At 70.4% G+C, this 15,430-nt stretch carries 15 protein-coding genes and 1 pseudogene; 8 read left to right on the top strand and 8 right to left on the bottom strand.

The window, feature by feature from the left end; genetic code table 11:
* Positions 1-199: 199 nt before the first annotated feature.
* Genes NTM_RS18850 through NTM_RS18835 form a run of 4 tightly spaced genes read right to left on the bottom strand, consistent with a single transcriptional unit; the run spans position 200 to position 3,799 of the window.
* Positions 200-1,174, bottom strand: coding sequence for a glycine betaine ABC transporter substrate-binding protein (locus NTM_RS18850; protein ID WP_083144439.1), 975 nt, complete (start codon positions 1,172-1,174; stop codon positions 200-202).
* Positions 1,174-1,956 (bottom strand): ABC transporter permease, encoded by a 783-nt coding sequence (locus tag NTM_RS18845; protein WP_179963960.1) that lies wholly within the window; start codon positions 1,954-1,956, stop codon positions 1,174-1,176. The genes NTM_RS18850 and NTM_RS18845 overlap by 1 nt, the downstream gene beginning before the upstream one ends.
* Positions 1,953-3,155: an ABC transporter ATP-binding protein gene (locus NTM_RS18840; RefSeq protein WP_083144441.1), complete on the bottom strand. Its 1,203-nt coding sequence runs from the start codon at positions 3,153-3,155 to the stop codon at positions 1,953-1,955. The genes NTM_RS18845 and NTM_RS18840 overlap by 4 nt, the downstream gene beginning before the upstream one ends.
* Positions 3,152-3,799: an ABC transporter permease gene (locus NTM_RS18835; protein ID WP_083144442.1), complete on the bottom strand. Its 648-nt coding sequence runs from the start codon at positions 3,797-3,799 to the stop codon at positions 3,152-3,154. Before NTM_RS18835 ends, NTM_RS18840 begins: the two co-directional genes overlap by 4 nt.
* Before the next feature lie 127 nt (positions 3,800-3,926).
* Between NTM_RS18835 and NTM_RS18830 the strand changes: the two genes are divergently transcribed.
* The 6 genes and pseudogenes from NTM_RS18830 (at position 3,927) to NTM_RS18805 (ending at position 9,945) form a co-directional block, all read left to right on the top strand.
* A complete protein-coding gene (locus NTM_RS18830) occupies positions 3,927-4,865 on the top strand; it encodes a TauD/TfdA dioxygenase family protein (protein ID WP_083144443.1) in 939 nt (312 codons plus the stop codon).
* Between the two features lie 32 nt (positions 4,866-4,897).
* A pseudogene (cobG, locus tag NTM_RS18825) lies at positions 4,898-6,014 on the top strand (precorrin-3B synthase).
* Between the two features lie 9 nt (positions 6,015-6,023).
* Positions 6,024-6,650: a precorrin-8X methylmutase gene (locus tag NTM_RS18820; RefSeq protein ID WP_083144445.1), complete on the top strand. Its 627-nt coding sequence runs from the start codon at positions 6,024-6,026 to the stop codon at positions 6,648-6,650.
* A complete protein-coding gene (locus NTM_RS18815) occupies positions 6,647-8,128 on the top strand; it encodes a precorrin-2 C(20)-methyltransferase (protein ID WP_083144446.1) in 1,482 nt (493 codons plus the stop codon). The genes NTM_RS18820 and NTM_RS18815 overlap by 4 nt, the downstream gene beginning before the upstream one ends.
* Positions 8,129-8,198: 70 nt before the next feature.
* The gene (locus NTM_RS18810) at positions 8,199-8,822 is read left to right on the top strand and encodes a TetR/AcrR family transcriptional regulator (protein WP_083144447.1); all 624 of its coding nucleotides are present in this window, start codon (positions 8,199-8,201) and stop codon (positions 8,820-8,822) included.
* Between the two features lie 40 nt (positions 8,823-8,862).
* A complete protein-coding gene (locus NTM_RS18805; RefSeq protein WP_083144525.1) occupies positions 8,863-9,945 on the top strand; it encodes a phosphotransferase family protein in 1,083 nt (360 codons plus the stop codon).
* Here NTM_RS18805 and cbiE read toward each other — a convergent pair.
* A complete protein-coding gene (cbiE, locus tag NTM_RS18800) occupies positions 9,908-11,095 on the bottom strand; it encodes a precorrin-6y C5,15-methyltransferase (decarboxylating) subunit CbiE (RefSeq protein ID WP_083144526.1) in 1,188 nt (395 codons plus the stop codon). The two genes, NTM_RS18805 and cbiE, sit on opposite strands and share 38 nt — an antisense overlap.
* A gap of 91 nt (positions 11,096-11,186) precedes the next feature.
* Positions 11,187-11,930 carry a decaprenylphospho-beta-D-erythro-pentofuranosid-2-ulose 2-reductase gene (gene dprE2 / locus NTM_RS18795; RefSeq protein ID WP_083144448.1) on the bottom strand — a complete coding sequence of 248 codons (744 nt, stop codon included), beginning with the start codon at positions 11,928-11,930 and terminating at the stop codon, positions 11,187-11,189.
* Between the two features lie 35 nt (positions 11,931-11,965).
* Between dprE2 and NTM_RS18790 the strand changes: the two genes are divergently transcribed.
* Positions 11,966-12,379 (top strand): F420-dependent biliverdin reductase, encoded by a 414-nt coding sequence (locus NTM_RS18790; RefSeq protein ID WP_083144449.1) that lies wholly within the window; start codon positions 11,966-11,968, stop codon positions 12,377-12,379.
* Between the two features lie 6 nt (positions 12,380-12,385).
* Here the strand turns inward: NTM_RS18790 and NTM_RS18785 are convergent, their stop codons facing one another.
* Positions 12,386-13,516 carry a M24 family metallopeptidase gene (locus NTM_RS18785; protein ID WP_083144450.1) on the bottom strand — a complete coding sequence of 377 codons (1,131 nt, stop codon included), beginning with the start codon at positions 13,514-13,516 and terminating at the stop codon, positions 12,386-12,388.
* A gap of 114 nt (positions 13,517-13,630) precedes the next feature.
* Between NTM_RS18785 and NTM_RS18780 the strand changes: the two genes are divergently transcribed.
* Positions 13,631-14,602, top strand: coding sequence for a 5'-3' exonuclease (locus NTM_RS18780; RefSeq protein WP_083144451.1), 972 nt, complete (start codon positions 13,631-13,633; stop codon positions 14,600-14,602).
* 10 nt (positions 14,603-14,612) lie between these two features.
* On the opposite strand, the gene NTM_RS18775 is transcribed toward NTM_RS18780, so the two are convergent.
* Complete coding sequence (locus NTM_RS18775; protein WP_083144452.1) at positions 14,613-15,404, bottom strand: DUF4333 domain-containing protein; 792 nt, start codon at positions 15,402-15,404, stop codon at positions 14,613-14,615.
* Positions 15,405-15,430 lie beyond the last annotated feature (26 nt).

The raw sequence follows: 15,430 nt of genomic DNA, 5'->3' as shown, positions 1-15,430 counted from the left end.
GAGCGCGGCGACGAGTGCGGCGACGATGGCGGCGAAGACGATGAGTTCGAACATCGGCGTTCCTTTCACGTGTTCGAATGACTACGCGGACGGTACCGCCGGTACTGGGTAAATTGCGGGTTGTGTGCGCGAGGAGACGACTCGTCGCGCCGAGTGACGTAGGTCACGAACACGGTGCCGGCACAGCGGAATCCCGGAGCTACTCGGCGGTGATGAAGCCCTGCTCGACCATCCAGTCGCGGGCGACGACGCTGGGGTCGAGGCCGTCGACGTCGACGGCCTTGTTCATCGCCATGATCGCGTCATTGGTCAGTGCCGCCGTGACAGGCGCGGTCACCTCGGCGATCTCGGGATGGGCCTCGAAGAACTCGCGCTTCATCGTCACCGACGGGTTGTAGTGCGCGAAGAACTGCTTGTCGTCGGTCAGCACCACGAGGTTCAGCGCGGCGATGCGGCCGTCGGTGGTGAACACCTCGCCGAAGTCGCATTCGGTGCCGTCGGCGGTGGCCTGATAGATGATCCCGACCTGCAGGATCGGGGTCTGCGCCCGCGCCGGGTCGAAACCGTAGGCGGCGGCCATCCCCGGGAAACCGTCCTGGCGGGCCCGGAATTCGGTGTCCACGCAGGTGCGCGCCGCGGCGGGATCGCGCAGCACCAGCGCCGCGTAGTCCGACAGGGTCCGCACGCCGGTCCGCTCGACGGTCTGCGGGCTGGCGGCCAGCGCGTAGGTGTCGTCCATCGGTCCGGGTTCCAGCCACACCATGTCGTTGCGCCGGAGGTCCTCGTCGCGGACAGCCTCGTACTGTTCCCGGGTGTCCGGGATGGGTTTCTCGTGGCCGAGGTAGTTGATCCACGCGTTGCCGGTGAACTCGTAGGCGACGTCGACCTGCCCGGAAAGCTGTGCCTCCCTTGTACTTCGGGAGCCGACGATGCCGGTCAGGTCGCGGACGTCGGCGCCCGCGGCGGCCAGCGTGAACTCCAGGATGTAGCCCATGATCACCTGCTCGGTGTATTCCTTGGACCCGACGGTGATCTGCACGCCTTCAAGACCGGGGGTGGGCTGGATGGTCCCGGGCCCGACCCGCAGCGGCACCGTGCTGCCCGATCCGAGCCCACAGCCGGACAGCACGACCGCGATCGCGGTCGCCAGGACGAGCACCGTGCGCATCCTCATCAGCGCAACCCCTTCGGGCTGATGAAGTGTTCGGCGAGTCCGCCGAGCCAGTCCACCAGCAGCGCCAGGCACACCGCGAGCACGCTGCCGAGGATCAGCGTGACGTCGTCCTGCAGCTTGTAGCCGGTGTCGATCAGGATGCCCAGCCCGCCGGCATTGACGAGGAACGACAGCGTCGCGGTACCGACCGCGAGCACCAGCGAGGTGCGCAGTCCCGCAAGGATGTACGGCACGGCCAGCGGCAGTTCCACCCGCAGCAGCAGCGAGCGTCGCGACATCCCCTGCCCCAGTCCGGCGTCGATCAGCGACCGGTCGACCTGGTCGATGCCCAGGATGGTGCTCGACAGCACCGGGAGCAGCGAGTACAGCGCGATCGGCAGTACCCCGATCCAGAATCCGGTCTTGGCGGTCACCAGGAACAGCAGCACGAGCAGGCCGATGGCGGGTGCGGCCTGGCCGACGTTCGCGATCCCGACGAACAACGGCCGCAACATCTTTGCGCCGGGGCGGGTGACCAGCACCCCGAGCGGTATCCCGATCAGCAGCACGATCGCGGTCACCGCGGCGGTGATCAACAGGTGCTGCCAGATCAGCGTCGCCACATTGGCCGGGTTGATGTTCTCCTGCTGGGTGGCGGTCAGGTCGCGGTCGAACGCCCAGAACACCACGGCCGCCGCGACGATCAGGACCAGCACCGGCTGCACGAACAGCCGCAGCCGCTCGCCCCGCGCGGCCGCCGGGGCGCCGGGTGCGTCGGCGGGCGCCGTCACTGTCGAGGTCACGACGGGTCGTCCCCGGCGGCCGCCGACGCCGCGGAAGACTCCGCCTTGGCGCGCAGGCTGGTGATGGTGTCGATCAGGGTGTCGAGCGTGACCACGCCCTCGTAGCGGTTGCCGGGGCCGGCGACGACGGCCGAGGCGTGTTGTTCGGCCAGGATCGCCTCGAGGGCGTCCTCCAGCGTGGAGTAGGTGCTGACCACGTCGAGCTTCTCGACCGCGTCGGCCAGGGTGGCGGCGTGCCGCAGCCGGCTCTCACGCACCCAGTTGACCGGCCGTTGCCGGTCGTCGAGCACCACCGCCCAGTCGTGCTCGGTGGCCGCGATCACCGCGCGCACCGCCTCGACGCTGTCGCCGCGGTGCACGGACGGCCGAGGTTCCAGCGCGACGTCCTTGACCCGCAACAGCCCCAGTTGCTGCAGCGAGGCCCCCGACCCGACGAAGCCGGCGACGGTGTCGTCGGCGGGGTTGGCCAGGATGTTCTGCGGGGTGTCGTACTGCAGCACCTTGGACTGCTGGCCCAGCACCGCGATGCGGTCGCCGAGTTTGACGGCCTCGCCGAAGTCGTGGGTGACGAACACGATGGTCTTGCGCAGTTCGGTCTGCAGCCGCAGCAGCTCGTCCTGGAGGGTGCTGCGGGTGATCGGGTCGACGGCGCCGAACGGTTCGTCCATCAACAGCACGGGCGGGTCGGCCGCCAGTGCCCGGGCCACCCCGACGCGCTGCTGCTGTCCACCGGAGAGCTGACGCGGGTAGCGGTCGGCGTACTGGGCGGGTTCGAGCCCGACCAGGTCGAGCAGTTCGTCGACCCGGTCGTTGATCCGGCGGCGGTCCCAGCCGAGCAGCCCGGGAACCAGGCCGACGTTCTGGCGGATCGTCATGTGCGGGAACAGACCCGCCTGCTGGATCGCGTAGCCGATCGAGCGCCGCAGTTCGGTGGGCTTGATCGCCAGCGCGTCCCGGTCGCCGATCAGGATCCGCCCCGAGGTGGGTTCGCTGAGCCGGTTGATCATCCGCATCGTGGTGGTCTTGCCGCAACCGGACGGCCCGACCAGGACCACGATCTCCCCGGCCGGGATCTCCAGCGAGACGTCTTCGACGGCAGGCGTTTTGGCGCCCGGGTAGACCTTCGACACGTGGTCGAGTTCGATGCGCGCCCCGCTCGGGCCTGATTGGGTGCCGGATTGCGCGGATTGTGCTGTCACCGAATGCCTTTCGACGTCGTGAGCCGCCCGAGCAGAACCAGGGCGGCGTCGAGAACGAGCGCCAGGATCACGATGAGCAGCGTTCCGCTCAACGCCATCGGCAGCGCGGTCGGGCTGCCCACCCTGGCCAGCCCGGCGAAGATCAGGTTTCCGAGGCCGGGGCCTTTGACGTACGCCGCGATCGCGAGCACGCCCATCGACATCTGGGTGGCCAGCCGCATCGCCGACAGCACGGCCGGCCAGACCAGCCGCAGCTCGACCCGGCCCAGCGTCTGCAGGCGGCTCATCCCGATGCCGCGTGCCGCATCGGTCAGCGCCGGGTCGACCGCGTTGAGCCCGACGATGGTGTTGCGCACGATCGGCAGCAGCGAATAGAGCACCAGCGCCGCGACGCTCGGGATCACACCCAGGCCGAACAGCGGGATCAGCAGGCCCAGCAGCGCGAACGCAGGCACCGTCAGGATCACGCTGGACGTCGCGGTAGCGATGTTGGCCGCCAGCGCGTTGCGGTAGGTCAGCACCCCGATCGCCACGCCGATCACGGTCGCGATCAGCACGCTTTGCACCACCGCGCTGACGTGCTGATAGGAGTCGAACGCGAGCTGCGGGTAGTGCGTGGACACGTAATCCCACAGCCCGGTCATGACGGCTGCACGTACCCGATCTTGAAGTGGTCGAAACGGGTCCGATTCGATTCGTGCTGAATCAAAGGATGGTCCGCGGGCCCCGATCCAGGCACGGTATTCGAGCGGGATCTACGGAGGAGAACGGATGTCAACACTGCACGTGGTCAAGCTCGGCGCCCATATCGGGGCGCGTATCGACGGGGTGGATCTCGCCCGCGGGGTCGACCCCGACACGGCGGCGCGGATCAACGCCGCCCTGCTGGAGCACAAGGTGATCTTCTTCCGGGGTCAGCACGATCTGGACGACGAGGGGCAGCTGGAGCTGGCCCGCGCGCTGGGTACGCCGACCACCGCCCACCCGACGGTGACCTCCCGCGGGGCCAAGGTGCTGCCGATCGACTCGCGCTACGACAAGGCGAACGCCTGGCACACCGATGTGACGTTCGTCGACCGCATCCCGAAGGCGTCGTTGTTGCGCGCGGTCACGCTGCCGCCCTACGGCGGCACCACCGCGTGGGCGTCGACCGAGGCCGCCTACGACCAGCTTCCGGAGCCGCTGCGCGTGCTCGCCGAGAATCTGTGGGCGGTGCACACCAATCAGTACGACTACGCCGGCGACGCCGACGCGCGCCTGCGCCCGCTCGCCGACACCGAACGCCAGTACCTCGAGGAGTTCGTCTCCGACTACTACGAGACCGAGCACCCGGTGGTGCGGGTGCACCCGGAGACGGGGCGCAAGGTGCTGCTGGTCGGCCTGTTCGTCAAGCACTTCGTCGGGCTCGGGCACGCCGAGTCCGCCACGCTGTTGAACCTGCTGCAGGCCCGGATCACCAAGCTGGAGAACACCATCCGGTGGAACTGGGAGCTGGGCGACCTCGCCATCTGGGACAACCGGGCCACCCAGCACTACGCGGTGTCCGACTACGACGACCAGTTCCGCCGCCTGAGCCGGGTCACGCTGGCCGGCGACATCCCCGTCGACGTCGCAGGCCGGCCCAGCCGGGTGATCGCCGGCGACGCGTCGTCGTACTCGCCGGTGGTCGACCCGGTCCGGCCCGCGGCCCCGGCCAGCCTCGCGAGCTGACGGTCCGTCGGGCCGGCGAGTACCGTGGACGCGTGGTCAGAGCGCGTGAGACGGACGCATGTCCGGGGGCGCTGCAGACCCATCGCGCGGCCGACGGGGACCTGGTCCGCATCCGGTTGCCCGGCGGGGCGATCACCGCAGCCCAGATGGAGACCGTCGCGCTGGCGGCCATCGAGTTGGCCGCTTCGACGCTCGAGCTGACATCGCGGGCGAACCTGCAGATCCGCGGGGTGCGTGACCCCGCCGCGGTCGCCGCGCTGCTGACCGACGCCGGGTTGCTGCCGTCGACGTCCCACGAGCGGGTCCGCAACATCGTCGCGTCTCCGCTGTCGGGACGTGCCGGCGGCGCGTGCGACGTCCGCGGGCTGGTCACCGCGCTCGACACGGCCGTGCAGGCCGATCCGGCCCTGGCCGCGCTGCCCGGCCGGTTCCTGTTCGGCATCGACGACGGCCGCGGCGACATCTCCGGTCTCGGCGCCGACGCTGGTGTGCACGCCCTCGACACCTCCACCGCGGCACTGCTTCTCGCCGGCCGCGACACCGGTGTGCGGATCCCGCTGGATGCCGCCGTCGACGAACTTCTCGGCGTGGCCCGGCGGTTCCTCGAGCTGCGCGGAAAGCACTGGCGGGTCCGCGAACTCGACGACCCGATGCTGCTGGTGCGCGACCTGGACGCCGAGGCGCCGCCCGGGGCCGCCTGGCCGCCGGTGACCCGCCCCCGGTCGGCTGGATCGAGCAGGATGACGGCCGGATCGCGCTCGGCGCGGCGGTGCCGCTGGGGGTGCTCGACGCCCAGGTGGCGCGTTACCTCGCCGCGGTCGAGGCGCCGATGGCGGTGACGCCGTGGCGGTCGATGCTGCTGTTCGACCTCGAGGAGGAGGTCGCCGATGTGGCGCTGCGGGTGCTGGCCCCGCTCGGGCTGATCTTCGACGAGAACTCGCCGTGGCTGTCGGTGTCGGCGTGCACCGGCAGCCCGGGCTGCGCCCAGTCGGCCGCCGACGTGCGGGCCGATGCCGCCGCCGCGGTGGATCCCGCCGTCCCGGGCACCGGCACTTCGTCGGGTGCGAACGCGCCTGCGGCAGTCCGGCACACGCCGAGGTCCTGGTGGCGACCGGAGACGGCTACCGGAGCCGAAAAGCCCACCCGTAGGGTGATCGGGTGCTCGACTACATCCGCGACGCCGCGGAGATCTATCGCCAGTCGTTCGCGACCATCCGTGCCGAGGCGGATCTGGCGCGGTTCCCCGAGGACGTGGCCCGCGTGGTGGTGCGGCTGATCCACACCTGCGGGCAGGTCGACGTCGCCGAGCACGTCGCCTTCACCCCCGACGTGGTGGCACGCACGCATGCCGCGCTGGCGGCCGGCGCCCCGATCCTGTGCGACTCGTCGATGGTGGCCGCCGGCATCACCCGGTCGCGGCTGCCCGCCGACAACGAGGTGGTGTCGCTGGTGGCCGATCCGCGTGCCCGCGACCTCGCCGCCGAGCTGGGCAGCACCCGGTCGGCCGCCGCGGTCGACCTGTGGGCCGAACGCATCCCCGGCGCGGTGTTCGCGGTCGGCAATGCGCCGACCGCGCTGTTCCGCCTGCTCGAGCTCGTCGACGACGGGCTGGCCGCACCGGCGGCGGTGCTCGGCGGACCGGTCGGGTTCGTCGGCTCCGCGCAGTCCAAACAGGAACTCATCGACCGTCCGCGAGGCATGTCCTACCTCGTGGTTACGGGCAGGCGCGGCGGCAGCGCGATGGCCGCCGCCGCGGTGAACTCGATTGCGGCAGAGGAAGAATGAGCACTCGTCAGGGAACACTCTGGGGTGTCGGGCTCGGGCCCGGCGACCCTGAACTGGTCACCGTCAAGGCGGCCCGGGTGATCGGTGCGGCCGATGTGGTCGCCTACCACAGCGCCCGCCACGGCCGCAGCATCGCACGCGGTATCGCCGAGCCGTACCTGCGGGACGGCCAGATCGAGGAGCACCTCGTCTACCCGGTGACCACCGAGACGTCCGACCATCCGGGCGGCTACGCCGGCGCGATGGAGGACTTCTACCGCGAGTCCGCCGACCGGATCGCCGCGCACCTCGACGCCGGGCGCGACGTCGCGTTGCTCGCCGAGGGTGACCCGCTGTTCTACAGCTCCTACATGCACATGCACACGCGGTTGACGCAGCGATTCGACGCGGTCATCGTGCCCGGGGTGACGTCGGTCAGCGCGGCGTCGGCCGCGGTGTCGACACCGCTGGTGCAGGGCGACCAGGTGCTGACGATCCTGCCCGGCACACTGCCGCAGGCCGAGCTGCAACGCCGCCTCGCCGACACCGACGCCGCGGTGATCCTCAAGCTCGGCCGCTCCTACCCCGCTGTCCGGCAAGCGCTTTCGGGGGCGGGCCGGCTCGACGACGCGTTCTACGTCGAGCGCGCCAGCACCGAACGGCAGCGGGTGCTGCCCGCCGCCGATGTCGACGACGGATCGGTGCCGTACTTCGCACTCGCGATGCTCCCCGGTGACGGGCGCAGACGCGCGGGCACCGGCTCGGTCGCGGTCGTCGGGCTCGGCCCCGGCGACACCGGGTGGATGACCTCGCAGAGCCGCCACGAGCTCGCCGCGGCGACCGACCTGATCGGGTACGGGCCGTACCTGGACCGGGTCGGACTGCGCGACGGGCAGCGCAGACATCCTTCCGACAACACCGACGAACCCGCGCGGGCCCGGCTGGCGTGCGAACTCGCCCAGCAGGGCCGCGCGGTCGCGGTGGTGTCCTCCGGGGACCCCGGGGTGTTCGCGATGGCGACCGCGGTGCTCGAAGAGGCCGAGCAGTGGCCGGGCGTCGAGGTCCGGGTGATCCCGGCGATGACCGCCGCCCAGGCCGTGGCGAGCCGGGTCGGTGCGCCGCTCGGGCACGACTACGCGGTGATCTCGCTGTCGGACCGGCTCAAGCCCTGGGACGTGATCGTGCGCCGGCTGTCGGCGGCCGCGGCGGCCGACATGGTGCTGGCGATCTACAACCCGGCGTCGAAGTCGCGCACCTGGCAGGTCGGCGCGATGCGCGATCTGCTCCTCGAGCACCGCGATCCGGCCACCCCGGTGGTGATCGGGCGCGACGTCGGCGGTCCGCACGAGTCGGTCACGGTGACCGCGCTGGGCGACCTGGACCCGGCCGCCGTCGACATGCGCTGTCTGCTGATCATCGGCTCCACCCAGACCCGCTGGCACCGCAGCGCCGACGGCGCGGACCGGGTGTTCACGCTGCGCCGCTATCCGCCGAGTTGACAAGCGTCGTACATAATTGACAGTCGTCAGAACCGCAGGTTAATCTCCGCGCGTGCAGCGAGGACTACCGGTGCGGTCCCCGACCGACCGGCGTCAACCACAGAAGAGCGACCTGCGCCGCGTCGCGATCCTGGAATCCCTGAACCATCATCTGCGGGAATCGGGTTTCGACGCACTCAACATCGCCGACGTCACCCGCCGCGCCGGGGTGACCCGCTCGGCGTTCTACTTCTACTTCGAGAACAAGGCCGCGGGTGTGGCCGCTCTGCTCGAGCCGATGTACGACGACGGCTTCCTGGCCGGCGACATCCTCACCGACACCACCCGACCCCCGCGTCGGCGCATCCGCGGCATGCTCGAGGCCCTGCTCGACACCGTCGACGAGCACCGCTACCTGCTGCAGGCCATGCTCGAGGCACGCGCGACCAGCCCGTCGATCCGTGACGTGTGGGATCAGGCCCGAGAGACCTTCGTCCCGACCGTCGCGCAGATGATCACCGCCGAACGCGACGGCGGGCGCGCGCCGGGCGGGCCCGCACCCGAGATCCTTGCCAGCATCCTGCTGGAGTTCAACGACCGCCTGATGGAGCGCTACACCGTCGGCGGCCGGCTCAGCCGCGAAGACCTGCTGACCGCGGCCGAATCCGTATGGCTGCGCACGATTTACCTCAACGACGAGGACAACCACCGATGAGCGCTTGCGCGAAGAGCATCAAACCCCGAAGGACGGCGCCGTGAGCATCCCCCGCACCCCGGAAGACATCACCCCACAGTGGCTGGGCTCGGCACTCGGAACCGAGGTCGACGACGTCACCGTGACCGCGATCGGCACCGGGCAGACCGGCGCGACGTACCGGGTGAGCGCGGCCTACCCGTCACCGTCGGCGGATCGGCCCACCACGTTCGCGGTCAAGTTGCCCGCCCAGGACGACGCGGTGCGTGAGCGGGTCGCGCTGGGCTACCTGTCCGAGGTCGACTTCTACTCGTCGATCACCACCCATGTCGCGGTTCCCGTCCCGGACTGCTTCCACAGCGAGATCTCCTCGGACGGTTCGGATTTCGTGCTCATCCTGGCCGACATGGCGCCGGCCGAACAGGGTGACCAGATCGCCGGATGCAGCACCGCGGAGGCCACGCTGGCCGTCGAGGCGCTGGCCGGTCTGCACGGCCCCAGCTGGGGTGACCGCCGCTTCTTCGACCTGCCGTCGATCGTGATGCCCAAGCCGGGAGACGAGGCCGCCTCGAAGGGCCTCGGGGACGTCGCGGTGATGGCGGCGAACATGACGCTCGACAAGCTCGGCGGCTCGGTCAGCGACGAGGACCGCGACACGCTGCTGACCTCGATGGGCCTGGTCACGCCGTGGCTGATGGCCGAACCGGACCGATTCTCGCTGATGCACGGCGACTACCGGCTCGACAACCTGCTCTACGACCCCGACCGCACCCGCGTCACCGTCGTCGACTGGCAGACCGTCGGGATCGGTTTGCCGACAAGGGATCTGGCATACTTCACCGCGACCAGCCTGCTTCCCGAGGACCGCGCGACCGTCGAACGCGACCTCGTCGAGCGCTACCACGCCGCACTCGTCGGGCACGGCGTCACCGGGTACGACGTCGAAACCTGTTGGCAGGACTATCGGCTCGGCGTGTTCCAGGCGCCGCTGATCACCACGCTGGGGTTCGCGTTCGCGGCGTCGACCGAACGCGGCGACGAGATGATCCTGACCATGCTGCACCGCGGTTGTCGCGCGATCCGCGAGCTCGGCGCGATCGACCTGGTCAGGTCGTATGAGGCTTCGTCGTCGACCACTGCGTGACCGGCATCGCCGGACGCCATCCGGTGAACGAGCCGACCGCGTCCCCGCGGTAGTGCTGGTAGCGCCGCAACTCGCCGCCGTGTCGTGAATACCACTGCGCCAGCACGGCTTCGGACTCGACGGTGACAGCGTTGACCACGATCCGGCCGCCAGCACGGAGGTGTTCCCAGCAGGCCTCGATCAGGCCAGGGCTGCTGACCCCGCCGCCGACGAACACCGCATCCGGCGGAGGCACCGACGCGAACGCCTCGGGCGCTCCCGCCGCCGTGTCGACGCGCGCGCCGAACGTATCGGCGTTTCCGGTGATCCGTGCCCGCCGGGTCTCATCGCGTTCGAACGCCACGGCGCGACAACCCGGCCCGGACAGGCACCACTCGATCGCGACACTGCCGGATCCGGCCCCGACGTCCCACAGCAGTTCGCCGGGCCGCGGCCCCAGCGCCGCCAGGGTGGCCGCCCGGACCGCCTGTTTGGTGATCTGTCCGTCGTGGGCGAACGCGTCGTCGGGCAGCGCGCCGTAACGCCGCTCGTCGGGCAGGTACCGCACCGCCATCACGTTGAGGTCGTCGACGTCCCCGGGTGGCCGGGCCGCCCATTCCCGCGCCGTGGACGAACGCCGCAATTCCCTTGGGCCGCCGAGCTGTTCGAGGATCGTCAGCTCCGAGTCGCCGCGGCCGGTCGCGGTCAGCAACCGCGCCAGCGCCACCGGGCTGGAACCGTCGCGCGACAACACCACGGCCTGACCGCCGCGGCGCACCGCGGTGTGCACATCGTTGGTGACCAGGCTGATGATCTCGGTGTCCTGAACCGGCCAGCCGACCCGCGAACACGCCAGCGTCACCGACGACACGTGCGGCAGCACGGCGACCCGGTCGGCGCCGAACATCCTGATCAACGTGCTGCCGATGCCGTGCAGCAACGGGTCGCCGCTGGCGACCACGTGGACGTCGCCGTCGGTGTCGTCACCAAGTGCGCGCAAGGCGGGCAGCAGCGGCGACGGCCACGCGCGACGTGTCGCGGTGACGCTGTCGTCGAGCAGCTCGAGCTGCCGCCGCGACCCGTAGACGACTGTCGCCCTGGCCAACTCGTCCTTCGACGCGGCCGGAAGCCCCGACATCCCGTCGGCGCCGATACCCACGACGACGATCATGACCGTCTGTTCTTCGCGCAAGCGCTCATCAGTAGCTTTTTGTTCTTCGCGCAAGCGCTCATCAGCTGTTTGTTCTTCGCGCAAGCGCTCATCACCGCGGCAGCCTCCGCCACATCCACCTCGGCATCATCCGGAACACGCAAGCCAGCACCGCCAGCGACGCCGGGATCCACACCGTGGTCCGGCCCTTGCGCAGCGCCCTCACCGTCGCGTCGGCGACCTGCGCGGGCGTGCTCGACAACGGCGCGGGCGACATTCCCTCGGTCATCCTTCCGATCACGAATCCCGGCCGCACCAGCAGCAGCCGCACCCCGGTGCCGTGCAGCGCGTCGGAAAGCCCGTTGCAGAATCCGTCCAGCCCCGCCTTGGCCGAACCGTACACGTAGTTGGCGCGGCGCACCCGGTACCCGGCGATCGACGAGAACGCCACCAGCGTCCCCGAACCCGCTGTGCGCATCCGGTCGGCGAGCACCGTCAACAAGCTCACCTGCGCGACGTAGTCGGTGTGCGCGATGGACGCGGCGTGCGCGGCGTCCTTCTCGGCGCGGGACTGGTCGCCGAGGATCCCGAACGCCAGCACCGCGGTGCCGATCGGCCCGTGCTCGGCGATGATCGCGTCGACGACGGCCTCGTGTGCGGCCAGGTCGTCGGCGTCGAACTCGACCGCGTGCATCGCAGTCGCCCCCGCCTGCCGCACCGCGGCGATCTCCGCCTGCAGATCCGCGGACCTGCGGGCGGCCAGCACCACCGTCACTCCGGGGGCCAGCCGCTGCGCCAGCTCCCCACCGATCTCACTGCGGCCGCCGAACACGACGACCAGGCCGGTATCGCTCACAGCGCCGATTATCTCCTGCGCTAGCGTGGACCCCGATGCCGAAGCCGACGACACGACTGACCGACGATGCGCTCGAGTTCCTGACCGAACGCCATCTGGCGATGCTGACCACCCTGCGCGCGGACGGCTCGCCGCACGTCGTCGCCGTCGGGTTCACCTTCGACCCGGCCACCCACATCGCCCGGGTCATCACCACCGGCGGCTCCCAGAAGGCCGTCAACGCCGAGCAACGCGGCGTCGCGGTGCTCAGCCAGGTCGACGGCGCCCGCTGGCTGTCGTTGGAGGGTGCAGCCACCGTGAACTCCGACCCCGACGCGGTCCGCGACGCCGAACGGCGCTACGCGCAGCGCTACCGCACCCCGCGGCCGAACCCGAAGCGCGTCGTGATCGAGGTTCGGGTTCAGCGGGTGCTGGGCTCGTCCCGGCTGCTCGACCGCGGCGAGGCCTGACCGGGCTCAGGGCACCGGCACCACGACCAGGTCGTGCGGCCGGTTGTTGACCGACAGGGCACCGTCGGCGGTCACCACCACGATGTCCTCGATGCGCGCGCCCCACTGTCCCGGGAAGTAGATCCCCGGCTCCACCGAGAAGGCCATGCCCTCGGCCAACGGCAGCGTGTTCCCGGCGACGATGTAGGGCTCCTCGTGCACGGACAGCCCGATACCGTGTCCGGTGCGGTGCACGAACGCATCCGCCAGGCCCTCGGCGGCGAGCACATCGCGGGCGGCCGCGTCGATCTGCTCGGCGGTGACCCCGGGACGCACCGCGTCGACCGCGGCGCGCTGGGCCCGCTGGAGCACCGCGTACCGGCGTGCGACCTCAGGGTCGGGCTCGCCGAGGCTGTAGGTGCGTGTCGAATCGGAGTTGTAGCCTGGATCGTAGGGACCGCCGATGTCGACCACGACGATGTCACCGGCCTGCAACTCGCGGTCGGAGCACTCGTGGTGCGGGTCGGCGCCGTGCGGCCCCGATCCGACGATGATGAAGGCGACCTCTGAATGTCCTTCCGCGACAATCGCTTCGGCGATGTCGGCAGCCACGTCGGCCTCGGTGCGGCCGGGGACGAGAAACTCCGGGACCCGCGCGTGCACCCGGTCGATCGCGGCGCCCGCCTTGCGCAGCGCGTCGATCTCGGCGGGATCCTTGATCATCCGCAGCCGGCGCAGCACGTCGGTGGCCAGCACCGGCACCGTGCCCAGCACCTCGGCCAGCGGCAACAGGTGCAGCGCGGTCATCGAATCCGTCACCGCAACCTGCTGTGGCCCGTGCCCGCCGAGGGTCTCGGCCACCATCCGGTACGGGTCCTCACCGTCGACCCAATCACGAACCGCCACACCGAGTTCGGCCACGGCCGACTCCTTCAGCGCGGCGAGTTCCAGACGGGGCACCACGATCGTCGGGTCCCCCACGGCCGGCAGCACCAGCGCGGTGAGCCGCTCGAAGGTCTGCGCCCGCGATCCGGTCAGATAGCGCAGGTCGTAGCCGGGGGTGATGACCAGACCGGCCAGCCCGGCATCCGCGGCGGCGGACGCGGCGGCGCGCAGTCGGTTCGCGTACACGGCGGTCCCGAAACGAGCTTCCGTCATACCGTCCAGGCTAGTGCCGGGCCGGACTCCTCCGCGAGCAGACACAAACTCGCATGACACGCCGCGAGAGTGTGCGAGTTTGTGTCTGCTCGCGGGGAAAGGCGACCTGGCAGGATGGCGCGCATGGCCACCCAACCCTCACTGGTGCTCCTCGACGGCGCGAGCATGTGGTTCCGTTCGTTCTTCGGTGTCCCGTCCTCGATCACCGCGCCGGATGGGCGGCCCGTCAACGCGCTGCGCGGATTCCTCGACGCCGTCGCGACCGTGATCACCCGGGAACGCCCGCACCGGCTCGTGGTGTGCCGTGACGACGACTGGCGGCCGCAGTGGCGTGTCGATGCGATCCCGTCCTACAAGGCGCATCGGGTGTTGGAGGAGAACCCTTCCGGCGAACCGGATGTCGAGGAGGTTCCCGACGAGCTGACCCCGCAGGTCGACATGATCATGGAGATCCTCGACGCGTTCGGGATCGCCACCGCGGGTGCGCCGCAGTGCGAGGCCGACGACGTGCTCGGCACGCTCGCCGAGCGGGAACGCCGAGATCCGGTGGTGGTCGTCAGCGGCGACCGCGACCTGCTGCAACTGGTTCGCGACGAACCGGTCCCCGTCCGGGTGCTGTACCTGGGGCGCGGCCTGGCCAAGGCGGTCAAGTACGGCCCGCACGAGGTCGCCGAGACCTACGGCGTGCCGATCGACCGCGCCGGGCCTGCCTACGCCGAGCTGGCGCTGCTGCGCGGAGACCCGTCCGACGGGCTGCCCGGGGTCCCCGGCATCGGGGAGAAGACCGCGGCGACCCTGCTGGCCCAGCACGGCTCCCTGGACCGCATTCTCGTTGCGGCCCAAGACCCGTCGTCGAAACTGTCGAAGGCGCACCGCAACAAGCTGCTGGCCGCCGCCGACTACATCGGCAAGGCCGAGCCGGTGGTGCGGGTGGCCACCGACGCTGAAGTGGACTGGTCCACCGACGGCGACAAGCTGCCCCTGTCCGCCCGCGACCCGCGCAAAGTCGTCGAACTCGCGGAACGCTACGGCGTGTCGTCGTCGATCGGGCGTCTCCAGGCAGCGCTGGACGCGCTGCCCGGGTGACGCCGGGGCGCTACTTCGGGCGTCCCACCTCGTAGGTGCCGTTGTCGTCCTGGAAGGTCACCGTCACCTGGCGCTTCGTGCCGTCGATGCTGACCTCGCAGTTGAAGCTGTCGCCCTTCTTGACCGTCGGGCTCACCCCGTCGTTGCACTTGACGTCGTTGACGTTCTTGGCGCCGTAACCGTTGGTCTCGTCGGTGAGGATCTGACGGACACCGGTCTGGGCGGCGTCGATGTCGAGCTTGGTGGTCACGAAGAAGCCCGGCTTCCAGAAACCGAGCACCAGCACCGCTGCCAGCACGATGGCGACGAGCACACCGACGACACCGCCGATGACCGCCATCGAGCGCTTCGACCCGCCCTCCTGGCCCGGCGCCGGATACCCCGGCGCCCCCGGGTACTGGCCGTACTGACCGGGCTGTCCGGGCTGTCCGTACTGCCCCGGCTGTCCGTACTGGCCGGGCTGCCCGTACTGGCCGGGCTGCTGCGGGTAACCGCCGGGCTGGCTGTACTGACCGGGCTGCGGATACGCGGCCGGGTTGTATTCGGTCGGCTGCTGCTGGCCGTACTGATCCGGCGCCGGGTACTGCTGCGGCGAATAGGTCGGCGGCTGCGTCGGCTGCTGATACTGCGGATACTGCTGCGGCTGGTAGGCAGGCGGCTGCCAAGCCGGCTGCTCGGTGCTGGGCGGCTGCCAACCCTGATTCGCCGCGCCCTGATTCGCGTCGCCGGCCGGTTGGTCGCCCTGCTCAGGCTGCTGACCCGGCCACGGCTGCGTCGGGTCAGATCCCTGCGGTCCGCTCATTTCTCTCCTTGGTCATCCGCGCGCCT

This window comes from Mycolicibacterium parafortuitum (genome assembly GCF_010725485.1).
Classification (GTDB): domain Bacteria; phylum Actinomycetota; class Actinomycetes; order Mycobacteriales; family Mycobacteriaceae; genus Mycobacterium.
Note: the sequence above shows the minus strand (reverse complement) of the source record. Positions and strands in the feature narration are given on the sequence as shown.

Coding starts and splice junctions, on each gene's coding strand:
- NTM_RS18835 (WP_083144442.1), bottom strand. CDS start 3,799: ATGACCGGGCTGTGGGATTACGTGTCCACGCACTACCCGCAGCTCGCG.
- NTM_RS18830 (WP_083144443.1), top strand. CDS start 3,927: ATGTCAACACTGCACGTGGTCAAGCTCGGCGCCCATATCGGGGCGCGT.
- NTM_RS18780 (WP_083144451.1), top strand. CDS start 13,631: ATGGCGCGCATGGCCACCCAACCCTCACTGGTGCTCCTCGACGGCGCG.
- NTM_RS18815 (WP_083144446.1), top strand. CDS start 6,647: ATGAGCACTCGTCAGGGAACACTCTGGGGTGTCGGGCTCGGGCCCGGC.
- cbiE (WP_083144526.1), bottom strand. CDS start 11,095: ATGATCGTCGTCGTGGGTATCGGCGCCGACGGGATGTCGGGGCTTCCG.
- NTM_RS18790 (WP_083144449.1), top strand. CDS start 11,966: ATGCCGAAGCCGACGACACGACTGACCGACGATGCGCTCGAGTTCCTG.
- NTM_RS18775 (WP_083144452.1), bottom strand. CDS start 15,404: ATGAGCGGACCGCAGGGATCTGACCCGACGCAGCCGTGGCCGGGTCAG.
- NTM_RS18785 (WP_083144450.1), bottom strand. CDS start 13,516: ATGACGGAAGCTCGTTTCGGGACCGCCGTGTACGCGAACCGACTGCGC.
- NTM_RS18850 (WP_083144439.1), bottom strand. CDS start 1,174: ATGAGGATGCGCACGGTGCTCGTCCTGGCGACCGCGATCGCGGTCGTG.